This window comes from Nocardia puris, from assembly GCF_036051655.1.
GTDB classification, from domain to species: Bacteria; Actinomycetota; Actinomycetes; order Mycobacteriales; family Mycobacteriaceae; genus Nocardia; species Nocardia puris.
Genome location: NZ_CP107943.1, coordinates 5,645,436 through 5,659,042, shown reverse-complemented (window position 1 = coordinate 5,659,042; position 13,607 = coordinate 5,645,436). Strand labels below are relative to the sequence as shown.

The window sequence follows — 13,607 nt, the reverse complement described above, 5'->3', positions numbered from 1 at the left end:
ACGAACCCACCCCCGCGAACGAACGCCACGCACGTTTGCCACCCGATCGCTGAACACCGATCAGAGCACGCGCCGGGCCGATGTGAACGGGGCCGCTACCGGGCCGCGACGAACGGGACCCCTCGCCGCCGCGCATCCGATGGACATCCACATCCGGAACCAGGTCCACGAAGGCATTCGGCGACAGCCAGCAGTACGACGCGCCGGCCCTGCCCGGCTGCGGAATCGCGCGCCTGGTGCGCTGATCCGTGGCCGTCGCCGCGCGTTCACTCCAGCCGGGAGCCCAGTGCGATCAGAGTCGCCAGGTCCTCGTGTGCGAGGCGGTCGCCGAAGTGGCGGGTGACGGCGGTGGCGTGGACGGGTTCGGCGGCGTCGTAGGCGGAGCGGCCCTCGGGGCCTAGGACGACGTCGTCGCCGCGGCCGTCGCGCTCGCACGGCACCCGGTCGATGAGTCCGCGGGTCTCCATCCGGCCGAGTTGCCGGGAGAGCCTGCTGTGCGACCAGCCCAGGTGCCCGGCCAGCGCGGCGACTCGCAGGCACGGCTCGTCCAGCTCGACCACGGCGGCGAGCACTTCGAAGTCGGGCATCGACAGCGCGGTGCTCCGCTCCAGGTCACGCGCCACTTCCGCGTCGACGACGAGACGCAGGCGGCGGTAGGCCGTCCACGCTCGGCTCACATCGAGGTCCACGAATGCGAGCATACCGTTGACATGTAACCAACTTCCGGGCTAGCTTTTTCGTTACATGTAACGAAAGGTGGTTCCCATGACCGAGCGCCTGCTGCCGATCAACGGTGTCGAGCTCTGTGTCCGGACCGAGGGCGACCCCGCCCTGCCCGCGCTGCTCCTCCTGCACGCGGCGGGCCACTCGCTGATCTCCTGGCCGGACGAGCTGTGCGCCGCGCTCGCCGACACCTTCCACGTCATCCGCTACGACAGCCGCGACGCGGGCCGCTCCACCGCCTCCCCCGCCGGCGCCCCGCCGCACACCCTGCGCGATCTTGTCGCCGATGCCGCCGCCCTGCTCGACGGCAGGCGGGCGCACATTCTCGGCATGTCCGGGGGCGCCGCCGTCGCCCAGCTCCTCGCACTCGACCACCCGGTCGCCTCGCTGACGCTCTTCGCGTCCACGCCCGGCGGCCCCGGTCATGACACCCCCGACCTGCCCGACCCGCTCCCGCTGGCCGAGCCCGCGCCCCCGGACTGGAACGACCCCGAATCCGCCATCGACTACATCGTCGAGGCCGAACGCCCGTACTCGGCCGACTTCGACGAGGCCGCCATGCGCGACATCGCCACCCGGGTCCTCGCGCGCTCCGGGAACCCCGAGGCCCAGTTCACCAACCCGTTCCTGATCGACCCGGGCACGCCCTGGCGCGACCGCCTCCCCGAAATCACCGCTCCCACAGTGGTTTTCCACGGCGAACAGGACCCGTTCCTCCCGCTGCCCCACGGCCGGGCCCTGGCCACCGAACTCGACGCCCGCTTCATCCCGCTACCGAACACCGGCCACGAAGTCTTCCCCCGCCACACCTGGCCGACAGTGCTCCCCGCCCTACGTGCGTTGGCCCGACCCCCGCGGGCGTTCGAGCTCGGCGCAACGACCCGATGACGATCGCCCACTGACCCCGACCGCGAGCCGCACGATCCGGCTCCAGCTCACCGTCGACCGGGCCCACGGCCGAGATCGAGTGGAGCGACTGGTCGGCGGCTCTCGGGGCGGCCGCGAACCGGACGATCCGGATCGACAGCGGCGACTACCCTCAGCTGGGCAGCGCGGCCAGCGTCAACGAGGTGGCCTTGTCCCCGGTCCCGTACCGCCCTGCTCCACCGTTGAGCTGCTCGGTCAGCCCGAGGACCGCGGTGACGCGCCCGATCGCGCGGTCCAGGTTGTCCACCGTGGTGACCGTGGTCGCCAGCTGCGCGTCCGACCGCAGCTCGGCGATCGGCCCCGACCCCTCCGACGCACCTGTTCGTCCGGCGAGCACGATGCCCGCACCGCGCCCGCGCAGCGCACCGGCGAAGTGCGCGAGGTTCGCGCCCTGACCGTCCTCGGCCGCCTTCGCCCCGTTGCCGGTGACGATGACGCCGAGCTGGGCGGGCTGCACCGGCGTGTCCCCGTAGGCGAGGAAACCGCCGCCGCGCAGGGTCTCCAACACCAGCGCGCGCTCCTGATCGGTGCCGCGCGGTTGCGCGTTCGCGGGATCGAGCAGCAACACCATGCCGAGCAGATCCCCCGCGATACTCCCCTGATCCACGCCGCCCGTGCGCAATTGGGCGCCCGCCGGGATCACGTTGGTGATCGCCGTGCGCAGCCGGTCGCCCTCGGTGGCGTCGGTGAACGCGTCGGTCAGTGCGATGCGACCGGTCACCGTCGCGCCGGAGGTCGCCAACCCCTGGCTCACGGCCTCGACGTCGGCGGGGTCGGCGTCGGGGGTGGTGAACACCACGACCGAACGCTGCGCCAGCGCACCACCGAGGATCCGCCCGCCCGCGCCCTCGATGAAGCGGTCGGCGGCGTTCAATTCGTCGGTGAGACGGCGATTCTGGTCGCCGAGGGTGTCCACCTGCTGACGCAGATCGGTCTTGTCCGCACGCAATCCCGAGAGCAGATCGGCCGCGAGCGTCTGCGAGCCGAGCACCACTCCGATCGCGAGCGCGAGGAAGATCGCCACGATCGAGATCGCGTGCTGACGTAGTGAGATCATCGAGTCCCCTCAGTTGGTGCGCGCGTCGACCTGGGCCTGCACCCAGTGCGTCCCGCGATTCCAGGTGTCGACCGCCCAATCCATCACGTCCCCACCGGAATTGGAGGCGAGCAGCACCACGATCACGGCGATCAGCGCGGCCAGCACCACCATCGCCACCGCCACGCCCGACACCCGGTTGCGGTAGAGGGTGGCCACGGCCTTGGCGTCCATCAGTTTGGTGCCGAGCTTGAGCCGGGTGAGGAAGGTGGCCGGGTTGGAGTCGCGGCGGCCGCGGTCGAAGAAGTCGTCCAGCGAGGCGGCCGCGCCCGCGGTGACGATCAGGGCGGCGCCGTGGTGGTGGGCGAGCAGCAACGCCAGGTCGGCGGGCGAACCCGAGGACGGGAAGGTGGTGGCGCCGATGCCCAGATCCTGAATGCGCTCCAGGCCTTTCGCGTGCCCGTCGGTGTCGGCGGGCAGGATGACCTCGGCGCCGCACTTCATCGTCGAGGTGGTGATCTCCTCGGGATCGCCGACGATCACGTCGGGCCGGTAGCCGCGCTTCATGAGCGTGTCCGCGCCGCGCCCGACGCCGATCATGATCGGCGCGTATTCCTTGATGAACGGCTTGAGCCGGTCCAGATCCTCGGCGTGATCGGGCCCGTCGGCCACCACCACCACGTGCCGGTTCTTCATCTCGAGTTCCAGCTCGGGCACGCCGATCCCGTCGATGAGCAGCGCGCTCTCGGTGCGCACGAACTCGATGGTGTTGCCCGCGAACGCCTCCAGATGATCGGCCAGCCCGTTGCGCGCCTCGATCATCCGGTCCGCGACGGCCGACTCGGTGAGCTCGATGCCCTCGACCAGCGCCTCGGGTTCCTTCTTGGTGAGCCGGTCGGCGTAGACGACGCCCTGGCTGATCCGGATCTTGCTGCCGTCCTTGATCTTGCTGAACGCGTCGGAGCTGACGGTGTCGAGCAGCAGGATGTCGTTGGCCACCAGCACTTCCGGCCCCAGGTTGGGGTAGCGGCCGGAGATGGACGGCGAGGTGTTGATCACCCCCACCACGCCCGCCTCGATCAGCCGGTCGGCGGTCATGCGGTCCAGGTCCATCTCGTCGAGCACGACGATATCGCCGGGACCCACCCGCTTGAGCAGACGCCGGGTGTTGCGATCCACCCGGGCTATCCCGGTCAGACCAGGCAGCGTTTCGGTGTTCTTCGACAACAACGCCAGCATCTTCATGGGCCGATGATGAGCCCAAACTCTCAACCAATGGTGGAGGCGCGCCGAACCACGGGCCACATTCGTCACTGTGATACCAGCATTCCCAGGACCGAACCGACCGGACGGCACCGGGACGCCGATCGCGCTCGAGGCATGATTTCGGGGTGAGCATCGAGAAGAAGGCGGCGGGCGTGTGGCACATCTCGCCCGCCACCGGCCGCCCGCGCCGGCGCAACACCCCGCGCCTGCCGCCCGCGCAGCGGCGCGAACAACTGCTCGACGCGGCACTGCGCGTGATCGGTCGCGACGGGCTGGGCCAGCTCACCATGCAGGAGGTCGCCAAACAGGCCGGCGTCGCCAAACCCGTGCTCTACGCGATGTATCCGACGGCGCCGGAGCTGGTCGGCGCGCTGCTGCACCGCGAGCACGCGCGCGGGATGGCGCAGGTCTTCGCCGCGATGCCCGAGATCACGCCCGACACCGATCCCGACGAGCAGTTCGTCGCCGCCGTCATGGCCTTCCTCGACGCGGTCGCCGCCACCCCGGAGCGCTGGCGGCTCATCCTCTGGCCGACCGAAGGCGCCTCCGGCGAACACCGCGAAGTCCTCACCACCGCCCGCGACGACCTGCTCGCCCGCTATATCGACATGCTGCGCACCGGTTTCCGCGTGCGCGGCGGCCCCGCAAACGCCGATGTCGAACTCATCGGCCACGTCATGATCGGCTTCACCGAATCCCTCGGCCGCCTCGTCCTCTCCGACCCCGACCGCTTCCCACCCGCCCGCCTCCGCCCCACCGTCCGCTCCCTCCTCCGCACCCTCCCCCGCCACTGACCGAACGCGGCCGTGCGGTTCCATTTCTCCAAGCGCGGTCGTGCGCGTCCGGCCTAGCGTCGGGGTATGACGACGACGAGTGATGTGCGGGACGAGGCGGTGGAGCGCGAGCTGATCCAGGTCTATGACGAATGGCTGGTCGCGCTGCGGGACAACGATGCCGAGCGGATCGGGGCGTTCGCGGCGCCCGACTGGGTGTTCGTGGGGCAGAACGGGATCGACGAGGGCACCCGGTTCCTCGACAATGTCCGGTCCGGTGTGCTGAGCCATTCGATGATGGACCGGGTCGGCGAGCCGAGGGTGCGCGTGTACGGCGACATGGCGGTGCTCAGCGTGCGGGTGCGCAACACCGCGCACTGGCAGGACCAGCGGTTCGACCTCGACGAGTGGACCACGGATGTCTTCGTCCGCCGCGCGGGCCGCTGGCTGTGCGTGCTCACGCACCTGACGAACACCGCCTGAGCATTGCGTTCGGATCTCGGCGCGGGCGATCCGCCCGTGCCGCCGTGCGCGGTCGGCTAGATTCGCAAGAACTCCGCGACGGCCCTGTCGCCGGGATCAGCCCGACGACGGTGTGTCGTCACGGCAGCCGGCAGAGAGGACGCACCGATGAGCACCACCGAATCCCGCTCGTTCCTGTCGCGCATCTCCCCCACCCAGTGGGCCGCCCTGGCCATCACCGTGCTGGCCATCGTGTTCGTCATCGAGAACCGCACCAAGGTCACCATTGAGTTCCTGCTGATCAGCGTGCAGTCACCGATGTGGCTGATCCTGCTCGCGATGTTCGCCGTCGGCTGGCTCGCGGGCGTGCTCACCATGCGCAAGCGCCGCTGACCGGCGGCGCGGTGACCGAGGCGACGTAGCGCGCGTCGGTGGAACCCGATACCTATACACTTCCTGTCACAGACAGCTGAACAGGAGACCACGCATGGCCACCAGCACCGTCGACGTCGTCATCGCCGCACCGCGCGAGGCCGTCTACAAGTTCTTCATCGAACGCGACGGGATCAATCCGTACCTGCCCGTCGTCAACTTCACGCTGAAGAAGCCGGGCGCCACCGCTCCGACGGGCGTCGGCGCCCAGTACCTGGTCGGTGTGAAGGGCGTCGGTTTCGTGGAGGAGACCACCGAGCTGGTGCCCGGCGAGAAGCTGGAGTACCAGATCATCAAGGGCGCGCCGGTCAAGCGCCACGTCGGCACCGTCACCTTCCGCGACACCGAGGGCGGCACGCACGTCTCCTACACGATGGAGTCGGAGCCCAGCCTGCCGGTGCCGGGCAAGGCGCTCGAGATCGGCCTGCGCACCCTGATCAACCAGTTCCTCAAGGGCGCGCAGAAGGCGCTCACCAACTGAGCCGAATGCCCGAAAGCCCCCGCGCGACGGGGGCTTTCGCGTGTTCAGGCTCGGACGGCGGCGCGTTCGGAGCGCGCCGTCTCCAGCAGTTCCTCGGCGTGCGCGCGGCCGGTCTCGGTGTCGTCCAACCCCGCCAGCATGCGCGCCAGCTCCACCACCCGCTCCTCGTCGGTGAGGGCCCGCACGCCGCTGTTGACCTTGCCCTTGCCGTCGTCGGACTTGTTCACCACCAAGTGCGTGTCCGCGAACGCCGCCACCTGCGGCAGGTGGGTCACCACGATCACCTGGTGGGTGCGCGCCAGCCGGGCCAGCCTGCGCCCGATCTCCACCGCCGCGCGGCCGCCGACGCCGGCGTCGACCTCGTCGAACACCATGGTCGCGCCGTGGTCGGAACTGGCCAGCACCACTTCCAGCGCCAGCATCACCCGGGAGAGTTCACCGCCGGACGCGCTCTTGCTCAACGGCAGCGACTGCGCGCCGGAATGCGCCGACAGCCGGAACTCGACCTCGTCGACTCCCGAGGACCCGGCGTGCAGTTCGACACCGTCGACGGTGAGCGGCGCGCTGTCCTGCGCGCCGGCGGGCACCGGCCGCACCTGAACCTCCAAGCGCGCCTTGCCCATCGCGAGACCGCCCAGTTCGGCGCTGACCGCCGCCGCCAGCTTCCCGGCCGCCTTGGTGCGGGCCGCGGTGAGCTTGCGGGCCGCGCCGCGCACACGTTCGGCGGCGACCTCGACCTCGGCCGCGAGCTTGGTGAGCGCCTCCTCGGACACGTCGAGCGAGTCCAGCCGGGAGCGCGCCTCCTCGGCCCAGGCGATCACGCCGTCGATATCGGGCGCGTACTTGCGGGTGAGGCTCTTGAGTTCGGCCTGCCGGGTGAGTAGCGAATCCAGCGCACCGGGATCGGACGGCAGGTCCGACAGGTAGCCGCTGAGCTCGGTGGTGAGGTCCACGACCACGGCGATCGCCTCGCCGAGCCGGGGCGCCAGCGCGGCCAGCGCCGGATCCTCCGCCGAATCCAGGCGCGCCCGCGCCGCGCCGAGCATTTCCAGCGCACCCGCACCGTCCTCCGGGGTGTCGGCCGGACCGGACAGCGCGTCGTGGGCGGTGGCGGCGGCCTCGCGCAACGAGTCCAGATCGCTGAGCCTGCGCACCTCGGCGACGATCCGCGCGTCTTCGCCGGGTTCCGGTGCGATGGCGTCGATTTCGAGGAGCGAATGCTTGAGCCGGTCGGCTTCGAGGGCCAGTTCGCGGCTGCGCGCGGTGCGCTCCAGCAGTTCGTTGCGTGCGTCGAGCCAGGCGTGGCGCTGCACCTGGTACTTGCGCAGCAGCGGGCCGACGGTGTCGGCCGCGAACTGGTCGAGCGCGTTCAACTGTTGTTCGGGGCGTTGCAGGCGCAGCTGATCGTTCTGGCCGTGCACGGTGAGCAGCGGCGCGGTGAACTCCGCCAGCACCGACGCGGGCACACCCCGCCCGCCCAGGTGCGCGCGGGAACGCCCGTCGCCGCCGACGGTGCGGATCGCGATGACGCTGCCGTCGTCGTCGGCTTCGGCCGCCGACGATTCCAGCACCCGCGCCACCTCGCCGCGCGCCGCCTCGTTCAGTTCGTCGACGGTGAACCGCCCCTCCACCACCGCGCGCGACGCACCGAGCCGCACCCGGCCCGCGTCGGCGCGCGCACCGCTGAGCAGGTGCAGGCTCGTCACGACCATCGTCTTGCCCGCGCCGGTCTCCCCGGTGAGGACGGTCAGTCCCTCGTGGAACTGCGCGGTGGCCGCGGATATGACACCGAGACTGTCAATCCTGATCTCTGTCAGCACGTGTGCTCTCCGTTCGCCGTCGGCCTCGCCAGCCGGTCACGGGCAGCTGGAACTTGCGCACCATCCGGTCCGCGAACGGCGCGGAATCCAGCCGCACCCAGCGCACCGGCTCGGCGCCGCGCACGGCCTCCACGCGGCCGCCGCTGGGCAGCGCCATGGTGCGCCTGCCGTCCAGGAAAACTATCGCATCGTGGCCCGTGGCCACCGATTCCACCGCGATCCGGGATTCGGGGCTGGTCACCAGCGGCCGCGCGAACAGCGCGTGCGCGTTGCTCGGAATCACCAGCAGCGCCTCGAGTTCCGGCCATACCACCGGCCCGCCCGCCGAGAACGCGTACGCCGTCGACCCGGTCGGGGTGGCGATGAGGATGCCGTCGCAGCCGAACGCCGACACCGGCCGCCCGTCCACCTCGAGCACCACCTCCAGAACGCCCATGCGCGAAGCGTTCTCGATGCTGGCCTCGTTCAACGCCCAGCCGGTCTCCACCACCTCGTCGTCCACCCGGACCGACAGGTCGATCGTCATGCGGGTTTCGAGGCTGTAGTCGCCGCGCACCACCTGGCCCAGCGCCTCGTCCAGGTGCTCGGCCTCGGCCTCGGTGAGAAAACCGATGCGCCCCAAGTTGATTCCGAGCACCGGCACCGACGCGGGCCGCGCCAATTCGGCGGCGCGCAGGAAGGTGCCGTCGCCGCCGAGGACCAGCACCATCTCGCAGCCGACCGCCGCGCGGTCGTCGTGGGCCACCACCCGCACCGGGTAGCCGCCCTGTTCGGACACGTCGGCGTCCTGTTCGGGATCGAACCGCGTGCTGCCCGCCTCGTCGGCGAGCACGCGCAACCCGATACCGGCCTCCGCGAAGATCTTCGCCACCCGGTGGGCGGTCTCGATGATCTCGGCCCGGCCCGGGTGCGAGACGAGCAGGATCTCCCTGCCACCGGAAACCGGCGCGTTCACCGTGGACCCTCCTCAACCGCCCGGTCGACGAGGGCCGCGACCTGCTCGTCGTCGTATTCGCTCTGCCCGGTCTTGCGCAGCCACAAGAAGTATTCGACATTGCCCGAGGGCCCCGGCAGCGGGCTGGCGACCGCGCCCAGCGCGCGCAGGCCGTGCTCGGCCGCGACCCGGGCCACGGTGCGCACCGCCTCGGCGCGCAGCGCCGGATCACGCACCACGCCACCGGAACCCACGCGCTCCTTGCCGACCTCGAACTGCGGTTTCACCATCGGCAGCAGATCGGCGCCGTCGGCGGCGCAGGCCGCGAGCGCGGGCAGCACCAGGGTGAGGGAGATGAACGACAGATCGCCGACCACGAGATCGACGGTGCCGCCGATGAGTTCGGGCGTGAGAGTGCGGACGTTGGTGCGGTCGAATACGCGCACCCGCTCGTCGCTCTGCAACCGCCACACCAGCTGGCCGTAGCCGACGTCGACCGCCACCACCTCGCGCGCGCCCTCGCTGAGCAGCACGTCGGTGAACCCGCCGGTCGAGGCGCCCGCGTCCAGGCAGCGTTTCCCGTCGGCCGAGACGCCCTCCGGCCCGAACTTCGCCAGCGCGCCCAGCAGCTTGTGGGCGCCGCGCGAGGCCCAGCGGACCTCGTCGGGCTCGGTGCGCACCACCAACGGCGTGCCCGCCTCGACGGCGGTCGCGGGTTTGGTGGCGACGGTTCCAGATATCAGGACCCGACCCGCGCCGATCAGCTCGACCGCGTGTTCGCGCGATCGCGCCAACCCGCGGCGTACGAGTTCGGCGTCCACTCGCGCGCGCCTGGCCACCTCAGATCTTGTCCACCGTGGCGAGGGCGCGGACCAGCACGTCGTGCGCCTGCTCCAGGATGTGAGCGCGGCGCGTGATGTCGGTGCCCGCTTCGGCGCTCTCCGGCGATGCGCTCGTGCGGCCCGCGTTCAGCTCGGCCAGCAGCTCGTCGATCTCGGCGCGCACGCGGTCTGGGTCGGCGGGCTCCGGGCGGCCCTGCGCACCCGGCAGGTGCTGACCGGGCAGCGGTGCGCCCGGGCGGGGCGCGTGCGGGCCGGACCCGGGTGTTCCCGGGCCGTGCGGGCGGGGCGTCGGAGTAGTCATCGTGGTGTCAACGCTATCCGATGTCGGAACGGGACGCCCGCACCGTCACCGCCCGGCCGGGGTTGCGGCGCAAGCGGTCGGCGAGCGCGCCCTCGGCGTCGTCGGCGGGCGGGTGGTTGAGCGCGTCGAGGGATTCGGCGACGTAGGTGGGAATCCGCTCGTCGGGGGCGGTGGCGAGCTCCTCGAGGGTGCTCACGCCCGTGAGGACGAGCAGGGAGTCCAGGCCGACGCGCCAGGCCCCTTCGATATCGGTGTCGAGGCGGTCGCCCACCACCAGCGCCGCGCGGGTGCCGGCGCGGGTGAGCGCGTCCTCGAGCAGCGGCGCGTACGGCTTGCCCGCGACGAGGGGTTCCCGGTCGGAGGCGGCGCGCAGCGCGGCGACCATCGAACCGTTGCCGGGGGCGAGGCCGCGTTCGTTGGGCAGGGTGCGGTCGGTGTTGGCGGCGACCCACAGGGCGTCGGCGCGCAAGGCGTAGGCGGCTTCGGCCAGGTCGGGCCACGCCGTCTGCGGGGAGTGGCCCTGCACCACGGCGGCGGGGACGACGCCGTTGAAGCGCCGCACGGGCCGCAGGCCGACGGCGTCCACCTCGGCCACCAGGTCGTCGGTACCGACGACCAGAACGTCCGCGCCGGGCGCGAGCCGTTCGGCGAGCAGTCGGGCGGCGGCCTGCGCGCTGGTCACGACATCGTCGGTCGTGGCCGGGTAGCCCAGTTCCGCCAGGTGCGCGGCGACCGCGCCGGGACCGCGGCTGGCGTTATTGGTGACGTAGACGAGCCGCTGCCCGTCCCCGCCCGCCAGCGCCTCCGGCGCACCGTCGACCACCACCGGACCCCGGTACAGCGTGCCGTCCAGGTCCAGCAGCAGGGCTCCGTATCGATCCCGTAGCCGATCCACCACTCTCCCACCTCGCGTAGTCCCGCATCCGCCGGCCGCGACGCCCATGCGCCGCCCACCCGAACCGCGCGGATGCCACCCCGGCACACCGCCGAGGACTAGACCCTACGTCAGCGCACCGACACAACCCACCCCTGCGCGCGAAACCGCGTCTTCCGGTCCGCGAAAACCCTTCGCCACGTGAGCAATTCCATAGGGCGAGCAGACGAAGACCGCCTTTGCCGAGAGCGTCACGTCGCGCTCACGCTTCGACCACACGGGCGTAAGCGACGCACCGGGCGGGCAGGCCGATTCGCCAAGACGAGCGAACAGCGGCCCGCCGACGTCGAGAGCTTCAGCAGCCCGGCCGTCCGGTGCTCACGCTCGATCACTCGAGGCAGCGTGACGACTCGGACGATCAGGTGTCCGATTCGCCAGGCCAGCGGACAGCGACCCACCCACGCCGAGAGCCTCATGTCGTCCCGCTCACACCTCGACCACGCGGGCGAAAGGACGCAGCTGGCGGGCCGGCCGGTTCGCCAGGGCAACCACCGACGTCGAGAAGGTACCGCAGCCCAGACGCCGCGCACTCACTTCGCCCACGCGGCGAGCGCCTACGCGGGCGATCGGCGCCGATTCGCCCGGGCAGACACCGACCCGCCGACCTCGAGAGTACGGCGGACCGGACGCCGCGCACTCACGCCCCGACCACGCGGGAGCGAGTGACGGCGCAGGCGGTCAGGCGTCCGATTCGCCGGTGAGTTCGGCGGCGCGTTCTTCGGCGTCGGTCTCGCCGTCGAGGTCGGCGGAGGCCGCGTTGAGGAACCATTGCAGGCCCTCGTCGGTGCGGCCCGCGGCGACCAGGGCGTCGGCGTAGGCGTAGAAGAGGCGGGCGGCCGAGGAGCCGGTGCGCGCGGGGTCGAGATCGGAGGTCTGCAAGGTGACGACGGCCTGGTCGTACTGGCCGAGGTCCATGCGGGCGCCCGCGACCACGATGCGCAGTTCGGTGGCCTCGTCGCCCTTCAAGGCGCGGGCCTCGTCGCTACGGCCGAGTTCGATGGCGCGTTCGGGGCGGCCGAGGCCGCGTTCGCAGTCGGCCATCACGGCGAGCAGGCCGGAGCCGCCGGACATCCGGCGCGCGGTGCGCAGTTCGGACAGCGCTTCTGCCCACTCTCCCGCGTGGTACGCCACCACACCGGCGGTCTCACGGACCACGGCGATGCGTCCGGCGCGCTGCCGGGCGGCACGCGCGTGCGCCAGCGCGAGTCGCGGGTCGTCGTCGACCAGGTCCACCGCCATCACCAGGTGGCGAGCGACGGTCTCGGCGTTGCCCTTGTCCAGGCTCAGCAGGTCGCGGCGGACGGCCGGGTCCAGATCGGAGGCTTGCACGTCGTCCGGCAGATCCGGTTCCTCGGGGCGCGGCGGCTTGCGGTCCATCGACCGGCCACCACCCGCGCGGGCGCCTTCGCCGCCACGCCTGCGGTCCGGACCGGCGTGGTCGCGGCGCTCGCCGGACTCACCGCGCTGGAAGTCTCGTCCTTCACCGGAACGCGCGGGCCGGTCGCCGCCGCGACGGAAACCACCGCGATCACCCGAGTCGTCGCGGCCTTGGTAGCCGCGCCGCTCCCCGGAATCACCCCGGTCGTCTCCGCGCCGCTCACGGGAATCGCCGCCACGATCGAAGTCACGGCGCTCGCGCGAGTCGCCGCGATCGGAATCACGCCGGTCACGAGACTCACCGCGATCGGCGTCGCGTCGAGCGCCGGAGTCGCCGCCTCGGTCGAAGTCACGACGCTGTCCGCCGCGCTCGAAGTCGTCGCGGCGTTTGAATCCGCCACGCTCCCCCGAGCCCTCACGACGCTGGTAGCCGCCACCCGAGCCTTCACCGGCCCCGTATCCGCGTGAGCCGGAGTCGCCACCGCGACCCTTGAAACCACCACGGTCATCGGAGCCGCTACGGCCCTTGAAACCACCGGAATCACCGCGGCCCTTGAAACCACCACGATCATCCGATCCGCGGCCCTTGAAGCCGCGGTCACCGGAATCGCTGCGGCCCTTGAAGCTTCGATCGCCGGAGTCGTCGCGCCCGCGGTAGCCACGGTCGCCGGAATCACTCCGACCTTTGAATCCCCCGCGGTCGCCCGAGTCGCTGCGGCCGCGGTACCCACCGCGGTCACTCGAATCGTCTCGACCACGGAAACCACCACGATCACCGGATTCGCGGCCCTTGAAACCACCACGGTCGCCGGATTCGCTCCGGCCGCGGAATCCACCCCGGTCGTCGGAGTCACCGCGGCGCTGGAAGCCGCCGCGCGGGTTGTCACCGGTGCCGCGTGACGGTCGATCGGCTCCGGCGTCGCGCCGGCCGGGGGCGGAAGCGCTCCGCCGGAATGGCTTCCGGCCGTCGTTGTGTTCCGACACGGTGGTCCCTTTCTGAGTCCCCGCAGGGTGTTCGATGGTGTTCGACTTGCACAGATTGTGGCACGCGCGGGGTGGCGGAGCACGGACGCGGCCTGGTTCGGACACCGCAAGGTGCCCAAACGACGATAGGGGACCCATCTCTGGGTCCCCTATCGTGAACAATTGTCCGGCGGTGTCCTACTCTCCCACACCCTGTCGAGTGCAGTACCATCGGCGCTGGTGGCCTTAGCTTCCGGGTTCGGAATGGGTCCGGGCGTTTCCCCACCGCTATAACCGCCGTAACACTATGAAACTATCCACACCCACCACTCGAAC

The 13,607-nt window shown here is 71.2% G+C and carries 13 protein-coding genes, 1 rRNA gene and 1 pseudogene; 5 read left to right on the top strand and 10 right to left on the bottom strand.

Annotation, left to right across the window (positions count from 1 at the left end):
• Positions 1-266: 266 nt before the first annotated feature.
• A complete protein-coding gene (locus OHB21_RS26055) occupies positions 267-689 on the bottom strand; it encodes a MarR family winged helix-turn-helix transcriptional regulator (RefSeq protein WP_170160839.1) in 423 nt (140 codons plus the stop codon).
• A gap of 76 nt (positions 690-765) precedes the next feature.
• On the opposite strand from OHB21_RS26055, the gene OHB21_RS26050 reads away from it, so the two are divergent.
• Entirely contained in the window at positions 766-1,611 is an 846-nt protein-coding gene (locus tag OHB21_RS26050; protein WP_067511502.1) for an alpha/beta fold hydrolase, read from the top strand.
• 151 nt (positions 1,612-1,762) lie between these two features.
• Here the strand turns inward: OHB21_RS26050 and OHB21_RS26045 are convergent, their stop codons facing one another.
• Both OHB21_RS26045 and steA read right to left on the bottom strand, forming a co-directional pair.
• Positions 1,763-2,707 carry a copper transporter gene (locus OHB21_RS26045; protein ID WP_067511503.1) on the bottom strand — a complete coding sequence of 315 codons (945 nt, stop codon included), beginning with the start codon at positions 2,705-2,707 and terminating at the stop codon, positions 1,763-1,765.
• Between the two features lie 9 nt (positions 2,708-2,716).
• Entirely contained in the window at positions 2,717-3,931 is a 1,215-nt protein-coding gene (gene steA, locus OHB21_RS26040; protein WP_067511504.1) for a putative cytokinetic ring protein SteA, read from the bottom strand.
• A gap of 146 nt (positions 3,932-4,077) precedes the next feature.
• On the opposite strand from steA, the gene OHB21_RS26035 reads away from it, so the two are divergent.
• The 4 genes from OHB21_RS26035 (at position 4,078) to OHB21_RS26020 (ending at position 6,100) form a co-directional block, all read left to right on the top strand.
• Complete coding sequence (locus tag OHB21_RS26035; RefSeq protein WP_084537933.1) at positions 4,078-4,746, top strand: TetR/AcrR family transcriptional regulator; 669 nt, start codon at positions 4,078-4,080, stop codon at positions 4,744-4,746.
• A 66-nt stretch (positions 4,747-4,812) separates the two neighbouring features.
• The gene (locus OHB21_RS26030; RefSeq protein WP_195126309.1) at positions 4,813-5,208 is read left to right on the top strand and encodes a nuclear transport factor 2 family protein; all 396 of its coding nucleotides are present in this window, start codon (positions 4,813-4,815) and stop codon (positions 5,206-5,208) included.
• A gap of 147 nt (positions 5,209-5,355) precedes the next feature.
• Entirely contained in the window at positions 5,356-5,580 is a 225-nt protein-coding gene (locus tag OHB21_RS26025; RefSeq protein WP_067511506.1) for a lipopolysaccharide assembly protein LapA domain-containing protein, read from the top strand.
• Between the two features lie 94 nt (positions 5,581-5,674).
• Positions 5,675-6,100: an SRPBCC family protein gene (locus tag OHB21_RS26020; protein ID WP_067511507.1), complete on the top strand. Its 426-nt coding sequence runs from the start codon at positions 5,675-5,677 to the stop codon at positions 6,098-6,100.
• Positions 6,101-6,144: 44 nt separating this feature from the next.
• Here OHB21_RS26020 and recN read toward each other — a convergent pair whose 3' ends face one another.
• From recN to rrf, 7 genes and pseudogenes are all read right to left on the bottom strand, one after another.
• Positions 6,145-7,920: a DNA repair protein RecN gene (gene recN, locus OHB21_RS26015; RefSeq protein WP_195126310.1), complete on the bottom strand. Its 1,776-nt coding sequence runs from the start codon at positions 7,918-7,920 to the stop codon at positions 6,145-6,147.
• The gene (locus tag OHB21_RS26010) at positions 7,898-8,875 is read right to left on the bottom strand and encodes an NAD kinase (RefSeq protein WP_067511509.1); all 978 of its coding nucleotides are present in this window, start codon (positions 8,873-8,875) and stop codon (positions 7,898-7,900) included. The genes recN and OHB21_RS26010 overlap by 23 nt, the downstream gene beginning before the upstream one ends.
• Positions 8,872-9,693, bottom strand: a complete 822-nt coding sequence (locus OHB21_RS26005) for a TlyA family RNA methyltransferase (RefSeq protein ID WP_067511510.1) — start codon at positions 9,691-9,693, stop codon at positions 8,872-8,874. Before OHB21_RS26005 ends, OHB21_RS26010 begins: the two co-directional genes overlap by 4 nt.
• Before the next feature lies 1 nt (position 9,694).
• Positions 9,695-9,997 (bottom strand): hypothetical protein, encoded by a 303-nt coding sequence (locus OHB21_RS26000; protein WP_195126311.1) that lies wholly within the window; start codon positions 9,995-9,997, stop codon positions 9,695-9,697.
• 13 nt (positions 9,998-10,010) lie between these two features.
• Positions 10,011-10,892: an HAD-IIA family hydrolase gene (locus OHB21_RS25995; protein ID WP_195126316.1), complete on the bottom strand. Its 882-nt coding sequence runs from the start codon at positions 10,890-10,892 to the stop codon at positions 10,011-10,013.
• A 717-nt stretch (positions 10,893-11,609) separates the two neighbouring features.
• Positions 11,610-12,587, bottom strand: a pseudogene (locus OHB21_RS25990) (tetratricopeptide repeat protein); the annotation flags it as partial.
• 869 nt (positions 12,588-13,456) lie between these two features.
• Positions 13,457-13,573 (bottom strand): 5S ribosomal RNA (rrf, locus tag OHB21_RS25980).
• Positions 13,574-13,607 lie beyond the last annotated feature (34 nt).

Coding starts and splice junctions, on each gene's coding strand:
- OHB21_RS26025 (WP_067511506.1), top strand. CDS start 5,356: ATGAGCACCACCGAATCCCGCTCGTTCCTGTCGCGCATCTCCCCCACC.
- steA (WP_067511504.1), bottom strand. CDS start 3,931: ATGAAGATGCTGGCGTTGTTGTCGAAGAACACCGAAACGCTGCCTGGT.
- OHB21_RS26050 (WP_067511502.1), top strand. CDS start 766: ATGACCGAGCGCCTGCTGCCGATCAACGGTGTCGAGCTCTGTGTCCGG.
- OHB21_RS26045 (WP_067511503.1), bottom strand. CDS start 2,707: ATGATCTCACTACGTCAGCACGCGATCTCGATCGTGGCGATCTTCCTC.
- OHB21_RS26000 (WP_195126311.1), bottom strand. CDS start 9,997: ATGACTACTCCGACGCCCCGCCCGCACGGCCCGGGAACACCCGGGTCC.
- OHB21_RS26030 (WP_195126309.1), top strand. CDS start 4,813: ATGACGACGACGAGTGATGTGCGGGACGAGGCGGTGGAGCGCGAGCTG.
- OHB21_RS26020 (WP_067511507.1), top strand. CDS start 5,675: ATGGCCACCAGCACCGTCGACGTCGTCATCGCCGCACCGCGCGAGGCC.